Genomic DNA, 17630 nt, shown 5'->3' on the forward strand with positions numbered 1-17630 from the left:
GGCTCTGGTGACCTGCGCCCGCAGGGCTTACGGTGCCCGCGTGCGGGAGCGGATACCGGTAGTCGTGCAGGGGCGGCGCACCAGCCGCCCGCCCGTGGCGCGTGCCCTGTGGACCGTCGCCGAGCTGGCCGTGACACTCGGCGCGGTGCTGCTGTTGCTCGTCGTCCATCAGCTGTGGTGGACCAACCGTCAGGCGCAGGGCGACGCGCGCGACCGGGTGGCTCGTCTGGAGCGGCAATGGGAGACGGCACCTCGGCGGTCCGCCGTCCAGGCGCCCGACGACGGCGGCTCCGAGCAGCGGGACGGCGCGAGCGCAACCCCGGACGGCGCGCGCCGCGGCGGCCCCGCCCGTACCGCGTCCGGGCCGCAGCCGGACCTGGCGTACGCGGTGCTGCGCATCCCGCGGATCGGCGTCACCGCGCCCGTCGCGCAGGGTGTCGGCAAGGCCGCGGTCCTCAACAGGGGCTATGTCGGGCACTATCCGCGGACGGCCCAGCCGGGCGGAACCGGCAATGTCGCGCTGGCCGGGCACCGCAACACCCACGGTGAGCCGTTCCGCCGGCTGGACAGGCTGCGCCCCGGGGACACCGTGCGCCTGGACACCGCCGAGGCGCGCCACACCTATGTGGTCCGCAAGATCCTGCCCCGGACCACTCCCCGGGACGGCACGGTCCTCGCGGAAGTGCCGTACAGCAGCGTGCATCCCGGCTACCGCTTCAGCGCGCCGGGTGCGTATCTGACGCTGACCACCTGCACGCCTGAGTACAGCTCCGCCTACCGGCTGGTGGTCTGGGCGGTGTTGCGGTCGACACAGTCGAACACAGAAGGCACCGGCGTCCCCTAGGGGGACCCGCCCCAGGGCTTTCGTTCGGCTCAGGCCGGATCGAGGAGCCCGAGGGTGCTCCTCTAGGCTCTCGCCCCGTGCGAAACCAGTTCCCCGGTGGGCGATCCCCGGGCTCTCGAAAGCGCCCCGCGCTGCTGTGGCTGCTTGCGCCCTATGTGCTGTTCCTGGCGGTTCTGCCGCTGGTGAACCGGGTGACGCCGACCGTGCTCGGCCTGCCGCTGCTGTTCTTCTGGATGCTGGTGGCCACCCTGCTCACGCCGGTCTCGGTGTGGCTCGCGCGGCGCGCCGACCTCAAGCGGGGCCGCGCGTGAACGCCGCGGTCGCCACCTCCGTCTTCGGCGTCTTCATGGTGCTGACCGTGGTGCTCGGCCTGCTCGCGGTGCGTGGCCGGGGCTCCGGCGGCGGCCTCACGGAGTGGTCGGTGGGCGGTCGCAGCCTGGGCACCGTCTTCATCTGGGTGCTGATGGCCGGGGAGAGCTATACGAGCTTCAGTTACCTCGGCGCGGCCGGCTGGGGCTACAACTTCGGCGCCCCGGTGCTCTATGTCGTGGCCTACATGTCCTGCGGGTACGCGATCGGGTACGTCGTCGGGCCGATGCTGTGGGCCTACGCCCGCCGGCACGGTCTGGTCGGCATCACCGACATGGTGGCGCACCGCTACGGACGGCCCTGGCTCGGCGCCGCGGTCGCCGTCCTCGCCACCGTCTGCCTGCTGCCGTACATCCAGCTGCAGATCACCGGCATGGGCGTGGTCGTCTCGACCATCTCCTACGGAGCCATCAGCCTCAACTGGGCCTATTTCATCGGTTTCGCGGTCACCACCGGCTTCGTCGTGGTCAGCGGGCTGCGCGGCAGCGCGTGGGTCTCGGTCCTCAAGGACGTCCTCGTCATCGTCACCCTCGCCTTCCTCGCGATCTACGTACCGCTGCACTACTTCGACGGCTACGGGCCCTTCCTGGACCGCGTCGTGGCGGAGAAGCCGCAGTGGCTGACGTTCCCCGGCCACGCGTCGGGCGGGCTCGGCCAGATCTGGTTCATCACCACCACCCTCGTCAACTCCCTCACCGTGGTGATCTTCCCGACCACCGTGGCGGGCTACCTCGGTGCCCGCAACGCCGACGCGCTCCGCCGCAACGCCATGTACCTCCCCTTCTACAACGTGCTGTTGTTCGTCCCGATGCTGCTGGGCCTGGCCGCACTGTTCGTGGTGCCGGGACTGGTGGGCGCCGACTCCAATCTGGCGCTCTTCAAACTGGTCGTGGACTCCCTGCCGGCCTGGGCCGTGGGGGTGACCGGGGTGGCCGCCGCGCTCTCCTCCATCGTGCCGATGGCCGTCTTCATGCTGGTCATCGGCACGATGTGGGGGAGGAGCGTGCTGGGCGCCGTGCCCCGCCTGGCCCACCGTCAGAAGCTGTGGTCGCAACTGGTGGTGGTCGCCGCGGGTGCGCTGGCGCTGCTGCTGACCTACACCGCCCCCAACACCCTCGTCCGGCTGTCGCTGATCTCGTACGAGGGCATGGCACAGCTCGTGCCGATGCTGCTGCTGGGGTTGGTGTGGCGGCGGCTGACGCTGCACGCCGCGGTGAGCGGCCTCGTGGTGGGCTTCGCGCTCGTCTGTGTGCTGGTGTTCGGCGGTCACGACCCGGTATGGGGACTCAATGCGGGAATCGTGGCCCTCGCGGTGAATCTGGTCGTGGCGCTCGCGGTCACCTGGCTGGGGCCGCGTGCCACGGATGAGCGGCCGGACTCGGAGGTGCTCGCGCTGGACGACGAGTTCCCCCGGGAGGGCGCGGTCAGCCCTCCGGCGTCGACGTGATCTTCTTGCCTTCCTTGGAGACCGCGAACCACAGGCCGTCCTTGCCCTGCCCGTTGATGTCACCGGGCTGCTTGTCGCCGGTGAACCAGTAGACCGGCCAGCAGTCGACGGCCAGCTGCCGGATGCCGTCCGGGCGGGTGACGGTGGTGATCAGTTCCTCGGGGATCCCGGTGAGCTTCGAGCGGTCGGCGGGCTTGGCGGGCTTCCAGGTCTCCAGGCAGGCGTCGTTGCAGGCGAACTTCATCGGCCAGGCGCTGTCCTTGTTGAAGCGGTACAGGGTCCGGCTCTTGCCGTCGACGAGGATCTCGCCGAGATCGGGGTGCGGGAAGACGGACACATCGGCAGGCTCCTGGGCGCCCGCCTTCTTGCCGTCGGCCGCCAGGGCGTTCCAGGTGCCGCCGACGCCCTGGCCCTTGGTGTCGCCCGCCTTGGTGTCCTTCGCGTAGCGGTAGGCGGGCCAGCCGCCGATGGTGAGCTGCTTGGTGCCGTCGGCGCGGGCCACCGAGCCGAGCGCGCTCTTGTCGATGCCAGCGGGTGCCTCGGCGCCGTCGGCGGGGACCGGCGGCCAGGTGGTGGCGCAGGAGCCCGAGCAGTTGGACTTGGGCGGTTTCGGGGTGTCCTTGTCGAAGCGGTAGAGCGTCATGCCCTTGGCGTCGGTGACGATCGGGCCGAGCTCGTCGGCCTGGCGCAGGGCGAGCTCGCCCGCGCTGGGCCCGGCCGCAGCTTCCTTGCCCTCGTCGCCGCCGGCCTGGCCGTATCCGCCGCCGTCTCCCGCGGATCCGGAGGAGCCGTAGTCGCTGGTGCCCTGGCCCGCGGGCTGCACGGTGTCGGTGGTGGGGGTGGTTGCACCCTGGTTGCCACTGCTGCCGCAGCCGGCGGTCAGTGCCAGGGCGGCGACGGCCGCGGTCGCGAGTCCCACACGACGTCGAGTGCTCATGATGTCTCCTTGAGTCGGTTGCCTGTCCGGTGGTGGGTCCGGTCCGCTGTCCGGTCCCGGCCGGTGCTGCTCGGTGGCGGGCCGGGCTTGCGTCCGGGTGCCGGCCGGGTGTGTTGCCGGGGATTACGCGGTGCGGGGTGCCCCCGTTCAATCCGCGCGCAGATTTTCCCCAGCGGTCAAAAACCCGGCCAGCTCTGTCAGTTGGCGCCCTGGATGCGCAGGGCGAGGGCGGGGCAGCGGCGTACCGCGAGCTGGGCGCGGCGCCGCATCCGGGCCGGCATCGGCATGCTGGCCTCCTCGGGGTAGCCGTCCGGGCCGAGCCGCACGATGCCGGGCACCACGTCCGCGCAGAGGCCGTGGCCCCGGCAGAGCGTCCAGTCGACCAGCAGCCGCTCCTGTGGCGGCGCCGGAGGCTTGACGGGTGGCGGTGGCAGGTGCCCGGTGACCGGCAGGGCCCCGGTCACCGGGCGGCCGCACCCGAACCCCCGTGCGTGGCGCTCGAACTCGTCGGGGAAGGCGGCGAGAGCCGAGGCCACGAAACGGGCGGTGCCGTCCGGGTGGCTGCAGGCGCCCCGGCCGCGCACCGCGCCCATCCGGGCGCGGACCGCGTCCATGGCGGTGTCACCGCCGCCCCGGACGGCGTGCGCGAGGGCGTCGGCGAGGGCGGGTAGGCCCAGTACGCACGGGCCGCACTGGCCCGCGGACTCGGCGGCCATCCAGCGCGCGACGCGCACCGTCTCGCCCGCAGGGCAGGTGTCGTCGGGCAGCGGGAGCACCGCCCCGGCTCCGAGGACGGCGCCGTGGTCGGCCAGTGCGTCACGGGACAGGGTCGCGGTGCGGGCGTCCTCAGGGGACAGCCAGGTGCCGTGGTAGCCGCCCAGCATGACGCCCTGGCCCGGCCCCGAGCCGCAGAGCGCGAGGACCCGGGCGAGGGGAACGCCGTAGGGGACTTCCACGACCTGGTGGCCCGAGACGGTCAGCAGCAGCGTGCCGGGCTCTGCGGGCAGACCGGTGGTGCGGTAGCCGAGTGCTCCCAGCCGTGCTGCCAGGGCGAGTTGGGCATAGGTCTCGGTGTTGGACAACAGCGTCGGCACGCCGTTCAGGCCGCGTTCGCTGGAGCGGACCTTGCGGCCGGAGGGCAGGCCGGGGCCGCCGTTGAGCCCGTTGGTCAGCGCGGTGCCCTCGCCGGTGACGAACCGTTCGGTCAGCAGCGTCACCCGCAGGGCCGGGCGTACCGGCCCGCGTTCGTCGATGGCGCGGCGTACCGAGTCCTCCACGTCCCGGCGGGTCACGCCGATCGCGACCTCCTGCGCGCCGATCGCGTCGGCCGCCAGCAGGGCGCCGTCGAGCACCAGATGCGGTACGTGCAGCAGCAGTGCGGTGTCCTTCAGGCAACTGGGTTCCCCCTCGCTGCCGTTGACGACCACGGCGGCCTTGCCGTCCGAGCGGCGGATGCCGTCCAGGACGGCGTTCAGCTTGCGGGCGAAGGGGAAGCCCGCACCGCCGCGGCCGCGCAGATCGGTGTCCTCGGCCAGCGCGACCAGCTCCTGCCGGTTCAGCTGGGGCGGGGTGCCGTGCCGGGCCAGGTGTGCCACCCGGTCCAGTCGCGGCATCTCGTCGAGGCCGGCCAGCAGCCGTGGCGGGCCCAGCGAGGCAAGGGTGGGTACGGGGTCCGCTCCGGGGACGGCCGGCAGCGGACGGGTGGGGGCCGGGGCGGTCACGGGCGCCCTCCGGGAATGCGGCCCGGGCCGCGCAGCCGCAGGGCGAGCCGTACGGCCACCGCCACGAGGCAGATCGCGTAGCCCGCGGTCGCCCAACCAGCTGCCTCCCGGCCGGACTTCAGCCCGTGCACCAGGGCCAGCGCCCAGGCGGCATAGGCGCTCATGTGCAGGGCGCGCCACCAGCGGGAGGCGGTGTGGCCGGTGAACGCGCCGCGCACCGCGCCGGTCACCGCGACGGCCACGAAGATGTACGTGGCGAGGGTGCCGAGGCCGATGAGGAACGGGCGCGCGCCGTCGGTGAAGGGCACCGCGACGGAGAGGGCGCCGGTGTGGCCCTGGGCGACCTTGACCCAGATGTGCAGGCCGAGGAAGCCGAGTCCGGCCATGGCGGTGCCCCGGTGCACCGCCTGGGCGAGCAGCCGGTGTCCGGAGTGCAGCACCATCCGGTCGGTGGCGGCGAGTCCCCAGAGCACCGTGACCGACAGGGAGACCAGGGCGAGTACGCCGGCGCCGAAGTCCAGGAACTGCACTGCGGTGTTCATCGCGCCGGAGTGCAGGGTGACGGCGAGGAAGAGCAGCAGCGCGGCGGGAAGTGCCGGTCGCAGTAAAGCAGTTGAGGTGCCGCCACCCGGCCGGGCCGGGGGCGTGCCGGGTTCGTGGGGTGGTCGCCGGGGGCGGGGCGGTGGGGGCGAGGGCCGGGCGCGGTGTGCGTGGCGGCTCTGCAATCTGGGTGCGGACATCGATCCTCCCGGGGGTGGAGGGCACGGGTGCGGGATCCGAATTTCGATGAAATCTCCCGGCGGCGGTATTTGCACCGGGGCATTTGTTCGGGTGACCCCCGGTAACAGTCAACATTCTGTCACCAAGTGGATACACACGGCCGTAATCCGGATGTGCAAAAGCATCTACGAACACGTTCGAGATTTCGTAAGGTTTATCGCGCTGTGACAAATTCCTGCACCGGCATCGCGGTCGCGCAGGGAGACTCCGGATGATGCCGACTCAGCGCCAGGGCGGTATCCAAGCCCTGTCCCAGCCGCATCCCCGCCAGGATCGAGGTAGCGATGTGTGATCTCCTGAACCGCATCGGGTCGCGTCCCCGAGGCGAGTGGAACCGGATAGTAAGAAAGGAACTTCCGGGCCTCGCAGAGAAGGTGGTCGCGGAGTTGCAACGCGGATTTCCCGCATTGTCCGCACTTCTCGGGGATACACCCGTGGAAGAGGCACAATGGGCCCTTGAACAGGCCCTGCTGACATGCCTTGGTTATCAAACAACATCGGAAAGTAAACGGCCGGCCGTATCGTCCGTGGTCACGCCGATGCCCGTCGCAAGGGCCCGCCAGGACCTTTTCGACGCGCTCGCCGGACGACGTGACGTCCCCGAGGGTGGACTGGCCGAACTGGCCCGTGCGGCCGGCTGGCCGATCCCCGACACCCTCCAGGCCGTCGTCCTCGGCACTCCCGCCGAGGCGCCCCAACTCGCCGCCGCACTGGGCCATGCGCTCATCGGGACCGTCGACGGCGACACCTGCCTGTTCGTCCCCGACCCGGCCACCCAGACCAGGGCCCGGCTCGAGGCGGCGCTCAAGGGCCGGGCGGCGGCGGTGGGACACGTCGTGTCCGCCACCGAGGCCGCCTCGTCGCTGCGTTGGGGCCGCTATCTGCTGACCCTGGCGCCCAGCCGGGTCGGCCCCGACGTACGGCCTGCGTTCGTCGACGACCACCTCTCGGCGTTGCTCCTCCTCCAGGACGAGTCCCTCGCCGACGCGCTCACCGCTCGCTGGCTCGGCCCGCTGGACGAGTTGACGCCCCGGCAGAGCGAGCGCCTCGAAGTGACGCTGCTGGCCTGGCTGGAGGGCGGCGGTGCGCCGGAGGCGGCGAAACTGCTGCATGTGCACCCGCAGACGGTGCGCTACCGCCTGCGTCAGATCGAGAAGCTCTTCGGCCCGGCGCTGCGTGACCCACGCACCCGCTTCGAGCTGGAGATGGCGCTGCGCAGCCGCCGCCTGATGGCGCATGTGCGCAGCTTCCGGGCACGGGCCGGCCGCCGGGCGAGGGGCGTCACCTCCGCCATCCGTCCGCTCGGCATGGCCCGCGAGGCGCGCGTCAACGGGCTCTGAGAGAGCCGGCGGAAGCGCTGCCTTCCGCCGGCACCCGTACGGCAGCTGCCCGACCGGCTCAGCTCGACCGGCCCAGCCGGGAACAGCCGGAACAGCCCGTACAGCACGGAGCGGCGGCCCCGAATCCCGGTTCGGGGCCGCCGCGTCGGTGTGCCGGTGCCGTCAGGTGCAGTTGCGGCCGCTGTTGATGCAGTTGACCGCCTTGCTCATCAGGTCGTCCGGCATGACATTGATGAAGTCACCGTGGTCGGTCACCGGTTTGTGCAGCTGCTCGGGGAAGCTGTCCACCGCGAAGCTGTTGCCCTGAGGGACGTCGTAGGTGATCCGCTGCACCAGCTGCGGTATCGCCGTGAACCCGTTGGGGCAGGCGCCGTTCTCGTCCGAGAACGTCACATGCGTACGGTGGTTGGCGCTGTCGGTGCTGCGGCCGTCCCAGCAGTTCTGGAAGGCGAAGGTCCGTACGACGTTCGCGCCGTCGGGGCAGATCGGGTACTTGTCCTTCAGCTGCCGGTCCTCGAAGCCCTCGCAGCTCCATGAGGCGTTGGCGTTGGCCGTGCCGTTGGTGAACGCCTTCGCGTCACCGGTGATGATCCGCAGGAAGCGCGGCATCGCCTGGACCTGGCCCTGCTGGCTGCCGCGGAACTGCAGGGTCACCGAGGCCGGCTGGAGCACCGAGCCGATGTTGCCGTCGTGCCCGGCCCCCGGCTCGTGCACCGAGGTGCCGTCGAGCTTGCGCAGCACCGGCCAGTAGTGGGTGGACTGGTCGCCGTTGTTGCAGGTGGTGTCGGACTCGGAGAGCTTGCGGTCGTCGGAGAAGGCGTCGGTGGAGACGTTGCCCACGTAGTCGTGGACGTGGTGCGCGCCGTTGCTCACGCCCGGCGTGACGATGACGTTGTCGGAGTTGAAGTGGCCCTCCTCGTTGCGCCCGCACTCGGTGACGAAGGTGCCCGTGGAGGCGCCGTCGCCCTGCGGGGCGGCGAACGGCGGCCCGCCGGCGTTGGGCTGGACGGAGGTGATGTCGACGAAGTCCTCCGGGGAGGGGCCGCCCACCTGCCCCTGTCCGCCGTCGCCCTGGTCGCCGCCCTGGTCCTGACCCTGATCCTGCCCCTGGTCCTGCCCCTGGTCCTGCTGCTGGTCCTGGTCGCTGTTCGGGTACTGGCCGCTCTGGTAGGACTTCGCGGAGTCCTGGTCGGCCGCCCCCTCCTCGCCCGTGGGCTGGTAGGTGCAGCCGCTCATGCGCAGCAGGTAGTCCGGCCGCTTCGCCGACCGGTCGATCGCGTCGGCCATCGTCCCGAGGGTCCGCTGCCGCTTCTGCTTCAGATCGCTCAGGACGGTGCTGCCACCGCCCTCGGTCATCCGCTGGTAGGCGTCGGCCACCTGGGCGTCCAATGCGGCGAGCCCCTTGGAGACCTGCAGTTGGGCTCCGCGCGGCACCTCCCGCAGCCGGTCGCCCACATCGGGACACTTCACGGTGGTCGCCGCCGTGGTGCGCTGCTGGTCCGTCGCCGTGTCGGTGCCGGAGTTGCCGGCCAGAGCGGTCGTGGCGACCACCGCGAGTCCGCCGCCGCCCAGCAGGAGGGCGGCCGCGGCGACCAGCATTCTGTTCGTCAGCCGCGAGCGTTTATGAGCCTGCTGTTTCTGCCTCATGAGATCACTTCGCTTCGTCCGATGTGAGATGTCGTCGATCCGGCGCGCCTGCCGGGCGCGGGGGCGGCGAGATTGCCGAAATCGACGAACCCGGTCTTCTCCAGGACCGTGATGTGGTCCAGGACGACGGAGTTGGTCCGGGACGCCAGACTCCGCACCATCGTGTTGCCGCTGTTCGCCCGTACGAGCGCCACCAAGCTGAAGACCTTGCCGTGCGCCCTGCGCAGCAGCTGCGCGAACAGCGGGTCGAAGGCGGCGCCCTGCGCGGCGTCGAGCTGGGCCAGCCAGCCCTGCTGCTGCTCGCTGGGCTGGTTGGAGAGCTGGATGCCCAGCGCCCGGCCGGCCTCGATCGACCGCCGGTCCAACTCGGTGTGACCCGCGATGAGATGGTCGCCTGCGGTCTTCACCGCCTTGCTCCTGCCGCGCTCCTGAGCCTGCCGGCCGGCCGGCAGTTCCCACAGGCCGGCCAGTCGGACCTTGCGCACGAAGTCGCGGTCCATCGCGGTCAGTGGGCCGTACCGGGTGGACACGGTGCCGCCGCCGTCGTCCTCGTAGGCCGGTGCACTCGCGGCCGACGCGTTCTCCCCGAACAGCTGTACCGGCAACAGCACGGCCGCGAGCGTGGCCACGAGCGCGCAGACCACCAGCCCGGTCGCGATGGTGCGTCCGGACATTGCGGAGTTGATGACGAACGACCGCACACGGCCTCCCGGTTCTCGTCCCACTGGGTTCCTCCCGGTGGGACGGCCGACAGCCGCCCACGGGAATGTCACCGGACGCTAAGGGCCGCGAAGCGCCCGCGGCCCCGGGTCCTCACCCCTGGACAAATAACGGCCGGGCCCGCCGCGGCACTGCTACGGTGCCGCGAGCGGGCCCGGACGGTGCACGGGCGGCCCGTACGTCGGGAGTGCCCGGGTGGCGCGTGCGCTCAGCGCGCGGCGTGGCCCGCCGTCGGCCTGCGACGGTGTCCGCGCGACGGGCGGACCTCGCGCCGCTCCGGCGCGTACAGGGCGTCGATCTCCGCCGCGTAGGCGCGCACGATCGCCGCCCGCCGCAGCTTCAGCGACGGCGTCAGCAGTCCGGCCTCCTGGCTGAACTCGCCCGGCAGGATGTGGAACGCGCGGATCGACTCGGCCCGCGACACCGAGGAGTTCGCCCGGTCCACCGCCCGCCACACCTCCGCCCGCACCTGCTCCTGCGGGGACAGCTCCGGATGCTCGGGCCCCTGCCCGTCGCGCAGCCGGTGCCAGTGCTCCAGCGACTCCGGGTCCAGCGTGATCAGCGCCGTCACATGGGGCCGGTTGTCGCCGACCACCACACACTGCGAGATCAGCGGATGGGCCTGCAGCCGCTGCTCCAGAGCCTGCGGGGCCACGCTCTTGCCGCTGCTGGTGATGATGATGTCCTTCTTCCGGCCGGTGATGACGAGGTAGCCGTCCTCGTCCAGGTGCCCGAGGTCCCCGGTCGGCAGCCAGCCGTCGTACAGCCCGCTGCCCGGGGCGCCCCGGTCGTCGAGATAGCCGGCGAAGACCACCGCGCCCCGCACCCACACCTCGCCGTCCAGCGCCAAATGCACCGCGCTGCCCGGCAGCGGCCGCCCCACCGTCCCGAACCGTACCCGGCCCGGCGGCTGCGCGGTGATGGCCCCGGTCGTCTCCGTCAGGCCGTAGCCGTCGTAGACGGTGATCCCGGCGCCCGCGAGGAGCAGCCCCAGCTCCCGGCGCAGCGGCGAGCCGCCGGAGATCGCGGTACGCACCCGGCCGCCCAGCAGCTCGCGGATACGGGAGTACACCAGCCGGTCGTAGACGGCGTGCTGGGCCCGCAGAAAGGGGTCGGGGCCGCGTCCGGAGCGGTGGGTCCGGTCCGCGACGGCCTCCGCGTGGCGCACCGCAACCGCCATCGCGGTGTCGAACAGCCGCCGTCTGCCGGTCTCTTCGGCCGCCCTGCGGGCCTGGTCGCAGATCTTCTCGAAGAGGTACGGCACCCCGAAGAGGAACGTCGGCCGGAAGGATGCGAGGGCCGGGAGCAGCTGGTGCGCCGACAGGTCCGGCTGGTGGCCGAGCAGCACCCCGCCCCGCAGACAGGCCACCTGCACCATCAGGCCGTAGACGTGCGCCAGGGGCAGGAAGGCGAGCAGCGAAGGCCGCTCCCCGGGCCGGGCGAGCAGATCGCCCCAGCCGGTGCAGATGGTGTCGCACTCGGCGGCGAGATTGGCATGCGTGATCATGCAGCCGCGGGGGTGGCCGGTGGTCCCCGAGGTGTGGACGATCGCGGCGACGGCCTGGGGAGTGACCGTACGGCGCAGCCGGTGGACGTCCGCGTCCGTCAGCCGGGTGCCCTCCTCGCCCAGCCGGCGCACGCAGTCCCGGTCCAGCTGCCAGATGCGCCGCAGCCCCGAGCCCTCGTCGCAGGCCGCCGCCACGGTCATGGCGTGCGCCTCGTTCTCCACGACGATCGCCGCCACCCGCGCCCCGGAGAGAATGCAGCGCAGCTGCTCGGCGGAGGCGGTCGGGTAGACCGGCACGAGCTGCGCGCCGACCGCCCACACCGCATAGCTGAACAGCGTCCACTCGTAGCGGGTCCTGGACATCACCGCGACCCTGGTCCCCGGCCGGACACCCTCGGCCAGCAGCCCTCTGGCCAGGGCCATGACCTCGTCGCGGAACTCCGCGGCGGACACCTCCCGCCAGGTGCCGGGAGCGGCCGGGTCCCGGCGGGCGAGCTGGGCGAAGTCCGGGTGCCTTTCGGCGGTGTCGAAGACGGAATCGGCGAGACCTCCGCTGCGCAGCGGAGCCGCCAGGGCCGGGACGCTGAAATCGCGCACAGCACCTCCTAGGTGTTCCCCCTGATCCGCCGCCGCCCCGGCGGCAGGGAGGGCAAGTTACCGGCAGGTCCGCACTCTGCCCAGGCGTGCGGCTACTCTTGAGCGGAAGACGACAAGTCTTGGGCGCGGACCGCCGCGAGATGATCGCGACGGGCGCGCCACCGCATGTCCGCGCAGGACGCTGAACGGAAGTCGACGGAAGGAGGACGCCGGATGCACCGCATCGCCGCTTCCTTCCCCGGCCGCGTCCGGAGGGCGTCCACCGGCGTCCGCCGGACCTCCGCGCTCCTCGTCCTGCTCGCCGGTGTGCTCGCCGGTCTGCTGCTCGCCCAGAGCGGCCTCGCGACCTCCCTCACCGCCGCAGCCACCACCGCGGCGGTCGTGCTGGTGTGCCGCGCCTTCCTGATCGCGGCCCACGCCCGCCCGGTGCCACCGGGCCGGGTCCGCACCGCCATCCGCGACCGCGAACGGCGCACCGCCTTCCTCCCGCAACGGGACCCGGACGCCGCCGGCCGGCCGCGTCCGCGAGCACCGGGCCGTCCCCTCCCGACGGCCGCGTAGGCGCTCCCGGCACCGCTGTATCCCGCCCTCCCGGCGAACCTCGTTGTCCCGCTGCGCCCACGCGGCCCGTCACGCCGAATTCCCCTGATCCCTGCCGGCAGGGATCCGCATTCCGGCACGACGAGACCCGTGGAGGGCTCATCCATGTCCGTTTTCGGCCTTCTCGGCGATGCGCTGGCGCGCGGCGCCGCGGCGATCGACCCGCTGTTCGGCGCCGCGGCCACGGCCGTCGCCATCGTCCTTTTCACTCTCATCGTCCGCGCCGCGCTGCACCCGCTGGCCCGCGCAGCGGCCCGCGGTGAGAAGGCGCGCACCGCGCTCGCCCCGCAACTCGCCGCACTGCAGCGCAAGCACAAGGACCACCCCGAGCGGCTGAAGGAGGCGATGGCCGATCTCTATGCCGAAACCGGTTCCTCGCCCCTGGCAGGCTGCCTGCCGACGCTGATCCAGCTGCCGGTCTTCTTCGTCATGTACCACCTCTTCTCCACCGGCGGCGGGGGGCTGCTCGACCACACGCTGCTGGGCGCCCCGCTCGGCGGCCACTGGAGCGAGGCACTCGCCGACGGCGGGGTGTTCGGCCCGCACGGCCTGGTCTATCTCGCGCTGTTCGCCCTGATCGCGGCGGTCGCCACCTGGAACTACCGGCGCGCGCGGGCCTCCATGGCCGCGGCCCCGCAGCCCGCTGCCGGCGGTGCCGCGGTGCCCGGCATGGCCGGGGTGGCGAAGATGATGCCGCTGCTGTGCTTCGGCACGCTGATCACCGTGGCTGTGGTCCCGCTGGCGGCCGGCCTCTACATGGTCACGACGACGACGTGGACGGCCTGCGAGCGGGCCCTGCTGCACCGTGACCGCGGCCGGAGCGCGCCGGACACGGAGGCCGGGACCGCGCCGGGCGCCGAGCCGGCATCGTCCGGGGCGGAACCGGACAGCGCGAAGGCGCAGCCGCGCGCCGCACGGCAACGAGCGCCGAAGACCCGGGCGGCGCGGCAGCGCGCGGCCAGGGCGAGGGCGCGTACGGGGCAGGCCGGAGCAGGTTCCGCGGCCTCCCGTTCCGGTCCTGCCCGCGGAACGGGGCCGGAGGGAGAGGTCGTTACTACCGCTCAGTAACGGTCCAGTCCGTGAACGGGGTCTTGCGGAGTGGACCCCGTTCTTGGACGATCAGCCAAATCGCTCGATGGCCGTCCCCCATCGGCCGGCCCGGAAGACCCCTTCCAGGGCCGACCCTTCGACCACGGGAGTTGTACCGATGAAGCTGCTGCGTGTCGGAACGGTGGGGGCGGAACGCCCGGCGCTGCTCGACGAGACGGGGGTCCTGCGGGACCTGTCGGGCCACGCGCCGGACATCGACGGGGCCCTGCTCGCCAACGACGAGGCGCTGGCATCCCTCCGCGCCGCCGCCTCCGGCGAGCTGCCCGCACTCGACACCACGGGGCTGCGCGTGGGCCCGCCGGTGGCCCGGATCGGCAAGGTCGTGTGCATCGGGCTGAACTACCACGACCACGCCCGGGAGACGGGGGCCGCGACCCCCGAGGAGCCGATCATCTTCATGAAGGCCCCCGACACGGTCGTCGGCCCCGACGACACCGTGCTGGTACCCCGCGGCAGTGTGAAGACCGACTGGGAGGTGGAGCTGGCCGTCGTCATCGGCCGAACCGCCCGCTACCTGGAGAGCGATGAGCAGGCCCTGGCGGCCGTCGCCGGCTACGCGGTCGCCCACGACGTCTCCGAGCGCGCCTTCCAGATCGAGCGCGGCGGCCAGTGGGACAAGGGCAAGAACTGCGAGACGTTCAACCCGCTGGGCCCGTGGCTGGTCACCGCCGACGAGGTGCCCGACCCGCAGGCGCTCGGCGTACGGCTGTGGGTCAACGGTGAACTCAAGCAGGACGGCACGACCGCCGAGCAGATCTTCCCGGTGGCCGAAGTCGTCCGCTACGTCAGCCAGTTCATGACCCTGTACCCGGGCGATGTCATCAACACCGGCACCCCGGCCGGTGTGGCCATGGGGCAGCCGGAGCCGAAGCCCTACCTCAGGGCCGGCGATGTCGTGGAGCTGGAGATCGACGGGCTCGGCCGCCAGCGCCAGGAGCTCAAGGACGCCTGACCTGCCGGACGTACGGCCGGCGGACCCCCACGGGCCGCCGGCCGTACGCGTTTTGCGGACGGGTCAGCCGGCCAGGAAGCGCTCCAGGGCCTCGACCACGAGTGCGTGGTCCTCGGCCTGGGGCAGTCCGGACACCGCGACCGCCCCGACCACGCCCGTGCCGCGCAGCCGGATGGGGAAGGCGCCACCGTGCGCGGCGTAGCGGTCCGGATCCAGCCGCGAGGACTCCTCGAAGGTGCTCCCCTTGGCGCGGAAGCGGGCGCCGACGCGGAAGGAGGACTCCGCATAGCGTTCGACGACGGCGCACTTGCGGGCGAGCCAGGCGTCGTTGTCCGCGGAGGTGCCCTCCAGCGCGAAGTGGAAGAGCTGCTGGGCGCCGCGCCGGATCTCGACCGTCACCGCGGCGCCGCGATCGCGCGCCAGTTCCACCAGCAGCGAGCCCAGCCGCCAGGCGTCGTCGTGGCCGAACGCGTCGAAGACCAGCCGCTCCTCCTGGGCGGCCAGCTCGGCGAGTTCACCGCCCGTCCCGCCGCCGGCGCTCATGCCGCGGCCTCGATCCGGACCGTACGGCCTTCGGCGGCCGAGAGCTTGGCGGCCTCCAGTACGCGCAGCGCGGCCGCGGCCTCGGTCGCCGTCACCGGCGGCTGCCCGCCCTCGCGCAACGCCCGCTCGACGGCGGCGTAGTACGCGGGGTAGTCGCCCGCGAGGGTCGGCACCGGCTCGCCGCCGCCGGTCAACGGCGACTCGCCGGAGCCGAGCCGGCCCCAGCCGGACTCCGGCTCCACGCCCCAGCCGTCGCGGTCCTCGCCCGGCCGCAGGCCCTCGCGCAGAGCCGCTTCCTGCGGGTCGAGACCGTATTTCACATAGCCGGCCGAGCTGCCCAGCACCCGGAAGCGCGGCCCGAGTTGAGCGGTGGTGGCGCTCATCCACAGGTGGGAGCGGACCCCGTTCGCGTGGGTGAGGGCGAGGAAGGTGTCGTCGTCGGCGGCGGCGCCCGGGCGGCGCACGTCGGACTCGGCGTAGACGGAGACGACCGGGCCGAAGAGGGCCAGCGCCTGGTCGGCGAGGTGGCTGCCGAGGTCGTAGAGCAGCCCGCCGATCTCCGCCGGGTCGCCGGACTCGCGCCAGCCGCCCTTGGGCTGCGGCCGCCAGCGCTCGAAGCGCGACTCGAAACGCTGCACCTCGCCCAGCGCGCCGTCCTCGATCAGCTTGCGGACGGTGCGGAAGTCGTTGTCCCAGCGGCGGTTCTGGAAGACGGAGAGCAGCAGGCCGCGGTCGTCGGCGAGGGCGGCGAGCTTCTCCGCCTCGGCCGCGGTCGCGGCGAGCGGCTTGTCGACGACCACCGGCAGGCCCGCTTCCAGCGCGGCGGTGGCGAGCGGCACATGCGTCTTGTTGGGCGTGGCCAGCACGATCAGATCGAGGTCAGCGGCGCGGTCGAGGACGGCCTCGGGGGTGTCGACCGCGCGGATCTGCGGGTGCTCGGCGCGGGCCTGCGCCTGCCGCTCGGGGTTCGCGGTCGAGACGGTGTCGAGGACCAGGCCGTCGGTGGCGGCGATCAGCGGGGCGTGGAAGACCGAGCCCGCCAGGCCGTAGCCGAGGAGGCCGACGCGGAGCGGGGCGTGGGGGTCGGGGGTGCCGGTGGAGTCGCTCATGCTCCCACTTAAGCAACGCTGTTGCTAAAGTGCAAGCTATGCGGACAATGGGTGGGTGACCAGCAACGATCCCGCTCACCGCGCCGCCCCTGCGGCGGAGGGGCCGAGCCGTACGGACCCCCCGGCCGGCAACCCCGGCGCCAATCTCCCCGCGCTGCGCGGCCACAACGCCGCGCTGGTGCTCGGCCTGCTGCGCGCGGCGGGCGCGAGCGGGGTCAGCAGGCTGGAGCTCGCCGAGCACACCGGGCTGACCCCGCAGGCCGTCAGCAAGATCACCGCCCGGCTGCGCGCCGAAGGGCTCGCCGCCGAGGCCGGCCGCCGCGCCTCGACGGGCGGCAAGCCCCGCACCGTCCTGCGACTGGTCCCCGGCGCCCGGCACGCCGTCGGGCTGCACCTGGACCGCGACGAACTCACCGCGGTGCTCGCCGACCTCGCCGGCGAAGCGGTCGCCGTCCGCCGCGCGCCGCTCGCCTTCGAGGCCGGTGCCGCGGAGGTACTGGCCACCGCGGAACGCGAGGTCACGGCGCTGCGCGCGGCGGCCGGCGGGCCCCCGGTGCTGGGCGCCGGCGTGGCCTGCCCCGGGCCGCTGGACCACACGCGCGGCGTGCTGGGCCGTGTCACCGGCGCGCCCGCCCTGGAGGGCTTCCCCCTCCGGGACGCTCTCGCCGACCGTCTCGGCCTCCCCGTGGTGCTCGACAAGGACACCAACGCGGCGGCCCTCGGTCTGGCCCAGGGCACCCGCCGGGGCTCGTTCGCCTATCTGCACCTGGGCACCGGGCTCGGCGCCGGGCTGGTGCTCGACGGTGCCCTGCACCGCGGCCCGCGCACCGGCGCCGGCGAATTCGGACACCAGGTCCTGCAGTTGGACGGCCCGCCCTGCGACTGCGGTCGGCGCGGCTGCATCGAGGCGCTCTGCCTGGCGGCGGTGGCGCGCGGTGATCTGGCGGAGGCCGCCCGGGTGCTCGGCGTAGGCGCGGCCAACCTGGTGGAGCTGCTGGACATCGACCGGGTGCTGCTCGGCGGGCGCACCGTACTGGGGAGCCCGGAGGAGTTTCTCGGCGGTGTGGCTCATGTGCTCGCCGCCGAGTCCGGTACGCGGGGCAGGGCCGGGCCGCCGGTCCAGGTGGCCCCGGCCCGGGGCGGCGCCCGGGTGGTGGCGGACGGGGCGGCGCAACTGGTGCTCGCGCCGTTGTTCGGGGCGTCCGGCTCCGTACTCGCGGGCCGCCGCGAGAACCCCTGAGGGCCCCGTACGGCGGCTAATCACGATGAGCGGAAAGTCAGCTGATAAGGGGGGAATCGGCGGCTGGTCGGGTGCACACGGGCCGGACCTTCCGGCAGGGCGAGGCGTGCGTGGCAGGGTCCTGAAGGTCGTGCTGCCCAGCAGCCCGGGCTCGCGGGCCCTCCGCC

Annotated in this window: 16 protein-coding genes; 8 read left to right on the forward strand and 8 right to left on the reverse strand. The window is 72.8% G+C overall.

Features of this window, described 5'->3' with window-relative positions:
- The first annotated feature begins 40 nt into the window (after window positions 1-40).
- The 3 genes from ACGFZW_RS24550 to ACGFZW_RS24560 all read left to right on the forward strand — a co-directional run bounded on the left by ACGFZW_RS24550 (window position 41) and on the right by ACGFZW_RS24560 (window position 2660).
- Window positions 41-844, forward strand: a complete 804-nt coding sequence (locus ACGFZW_RS24550; RefSeq protein ID WP_393895361.1) for a class E sortase — start codon at window positions 41-43, stop codon at window positions 842-844.
- A 77-nt stretch (window positions 845-921) separates the two neighbouring features.
- Window positions 922-1155, forward strand: a complete 234-nt coding sequence (locus ACGFZW_RS24555; protein WP_393895362.1) for a DUF3311 domain-containing protein — start codon at window positions 922-924, stop codon at window positions 1153-1155.
- Window positions 1152-2660, forward strand: a complete 1509-nt coding sequence (locus tag ACGFZW_RS24560; RefSeq protein ID WP_393895363.1) for a sodium:solute symporter — start codon at window positions 1152-1154, stop codon at window positions 2658-2660. The genes ACGFZW_RS24555 and ACGFZW_RS24560 overlap by 4 nt, the downstream gene beginning before the upstream one ends.
- Here the strand turns inward: ACGFZW_RS24560 and ACGFZW_RS24565 are convergent.
- From ACGFZW_RS24565 to ACGFZW_RS24575, 3 genes are all read right to left on the reverse strand, one after another.
- Window positions 2638-3597 carry an SCO0930 family lipoprotein gene (locus tag ACGFZW_RS24565; RefSeq protein WP_393895364.1) on the reverse strand — a complete coding sequence of 320 codons (960 nt, stop codon included), beginning with the start codon at window positions 3595-3597 and terminating at the stop codon, window positions 2638-2640. The two genes, ACGFZW_RS24560 and ACGFZW_RS24565, sit on opposite strands and share 23 nt — an antisense overlap.
- A 197-nt stretch (window positions 3598-3794) precedes the next feature.
- On the reverse strand, window positions 3795-5318 hold the full coding sequence (locus ACGFZW_RS24570) for an NADH-ubiquinone oxidoreductase-F iron-sulfur binding region domain-containing protein (protein WP_393895365.1): 1524 nt from the start codon (window positions 5316-5318) through the stop codon (window positions 3795-3797).
- Window positions 5315-6058: a hypothetical protein gene (locus ACGFZW_RS24575; RefSeq protein ID WP_393895366.1), complete on the reverse strand. Its 744-nt coding sequence runs from the start codon at window positions 6056-6058 to the stop codon at window positions 5315-5317. Before ACGFZW_RS24575 ends, ACGFZW_RS24570 begins: the two co-directional genes overlap by 4 nt.
- Window positions 6059-6637: 579 nt before the next feature.
- Between ACGFZW_RS24575 and ACGFZW_RS24580 the strand changes: the two genes are divergently transcribed.
- Complete coding sequence (locus ACGFZW_RS24580) at window positions 6638-7438, forward strand: PucR family transcriptional regulator (protein ID WP_393895367.1); 801 nt, start codon at window positions 6638-6640, stop codon at window positions 7436-7438.
- 162 nt (window positions 7439-7600) lie between these two features.
- Here ACGFZW_RS24580 and ACGFZW_RS24585 read toward each other — a convergent pair whose 3' ends face one another.
- The 3 genes from ACGFZW_RS24585 to ACGFZW_RS24595 form a co-directional block, all read right to left on the reverse strand.
- Complete coding sequence (locus ACGFZW_RS24585) at window positions 7601-9085, reverse strand: DUF1996 domain-containing protein (RefSeq protein ID WP_393895368.1); 1485 nt, start codon at window positions 9083-9085, stop codon at window positions 7601-7603.
- Entirely contained in the window at window positions 9082-9759 is a 678-nt protein-coding gene (locus tag ACGFZW_RS24590) for a DUF4142 domain-containing protein (protein WP_393895369.1), read from the reverse strand. The genes ACGFZW_RS24585 and ACGFZW_RS24590 overlap by 4 nt, the downstream gene beginning before the upstream one ends.
- A gap of 254 nt (window positions 9760-10013) precedes the next feature.
- Window positions 10014-11909, reverse strand: coding sequence for an AMP-dependent synthetase/ligase (locus ACGFZW_RS24595; protein ID WP_393895370.1), 1896 nt, complete (start codon window positions 11907-11909; stop codon window positions 10014-10016).
- Between the two features lie 213 nt (window positions 11910-12122).
- Between ACGFZW_RS24595 and ACGFZW_RS24600 the strand changes: the two genes are divergently transcribed.
- The 3 genes from ACGFZW_RS24600 to ACGFZW_RS24610 all read left to right on the forward strand — a co-directional run bounded on the left by ACGFZW_RS24600 (window position 12123) and on the right by ACGFZW_RS24610 (window position 14571).
- The gene (locus ACGFZW_RS24600; protein WP_393895371.1) at window positions 12123-12470 is read left to right on the forward strand and encodes a DUF6412 domain-containing protein; all 348 of its coding nucleotides are present in this window, start codon (window positions 12123-12125) and stop codon (window positions 12468-12470) included.
- Window positions 12471-12614: 144 nt separating this feature from the next.
- A complete protein-coding gene (locus tag ACGFZW_RS24605) occupies window positions 12615-13577 on the forward strand; it encodes a YidC/Oxa1 family membrane protein insertase (protein ID WP_393895372.1) in 963 nt (320 codons plus the stop codon).
- Window positions 13578-13716: 139 nt separating this feature from the next.
- Window positions 13717-14571, forward strand: coding sequence for a fumarylacetoacetate hydrolase family protein (locus ACGFZW_RS24610; protein ID WP_393895373.1), 855 nt, complete (start codon window positions 13717-13719; stop codon window positions 14569-14571).
- 63 nt (window positions 14572-14634) lie between these two features.
- Here the strand turns inward: ACGFZW_RS24610 and ACGFZW_RS24615 are convergent, their stop codons facing one another.
- Both ACGFZW_RS24615 and ACGFZW_RS24620 read right to left on the reverse strand, forming a co-directional pair.
- Window positions 14635-15114 (reverse strand): heme-degrading domain-containing protein, encoded by a 480-nt coding sequence (locus ACGFZW_RS24615; protein ID WP_393895374.1) that lies wholly within the window; start codon window positions 15112-15114, stop codon window positions 14635-14637.
- Window positions 15111-16223: a Gfo/Idh/MocA family oxidoreductase gene (locus ACGFZW_RS24620; protein WP_393895375.1), complete on the reverse strand. Its 1113-nt coding sequence runs from the start codon at window positions 16221-16223 to the stop codon at window positions 15111-15113. Before ACGFZW_RS24620 ends, ACGFZW_RS24615 begins: the two co-directional genes overlap by 4 nt.
- A gap of 55 nt (window positions 16224-16278) precedes the next feature.
- Here ACGFZW_RS24620 and ACGFZW_RS24625 point away from each other — a divergent pair, with 55 nt between their 5' ends.
- Window positions 16279-17463 (forward strand): ROK family protein, encoded by a 1185-nt coding sequence (locus tag ACGFZW_RS24625; RefSeq protein ID WP_393895376.1) that lies wholly within the window; start codon window positions 16279-16281, stop codon window positions 17461-17463.
- The last annotated feature ends 167 nt before the right edge of the window (window positions 17464-17630 follow it).

Source organism: Streptomyces sp. NPDC048248 (genome assembly GCF_043201875.1).
GTDB lineage: Bacteria > Actinomycetota > Actinomycetes > Streptomycetales > Streptomycetaceae > Streptomyces.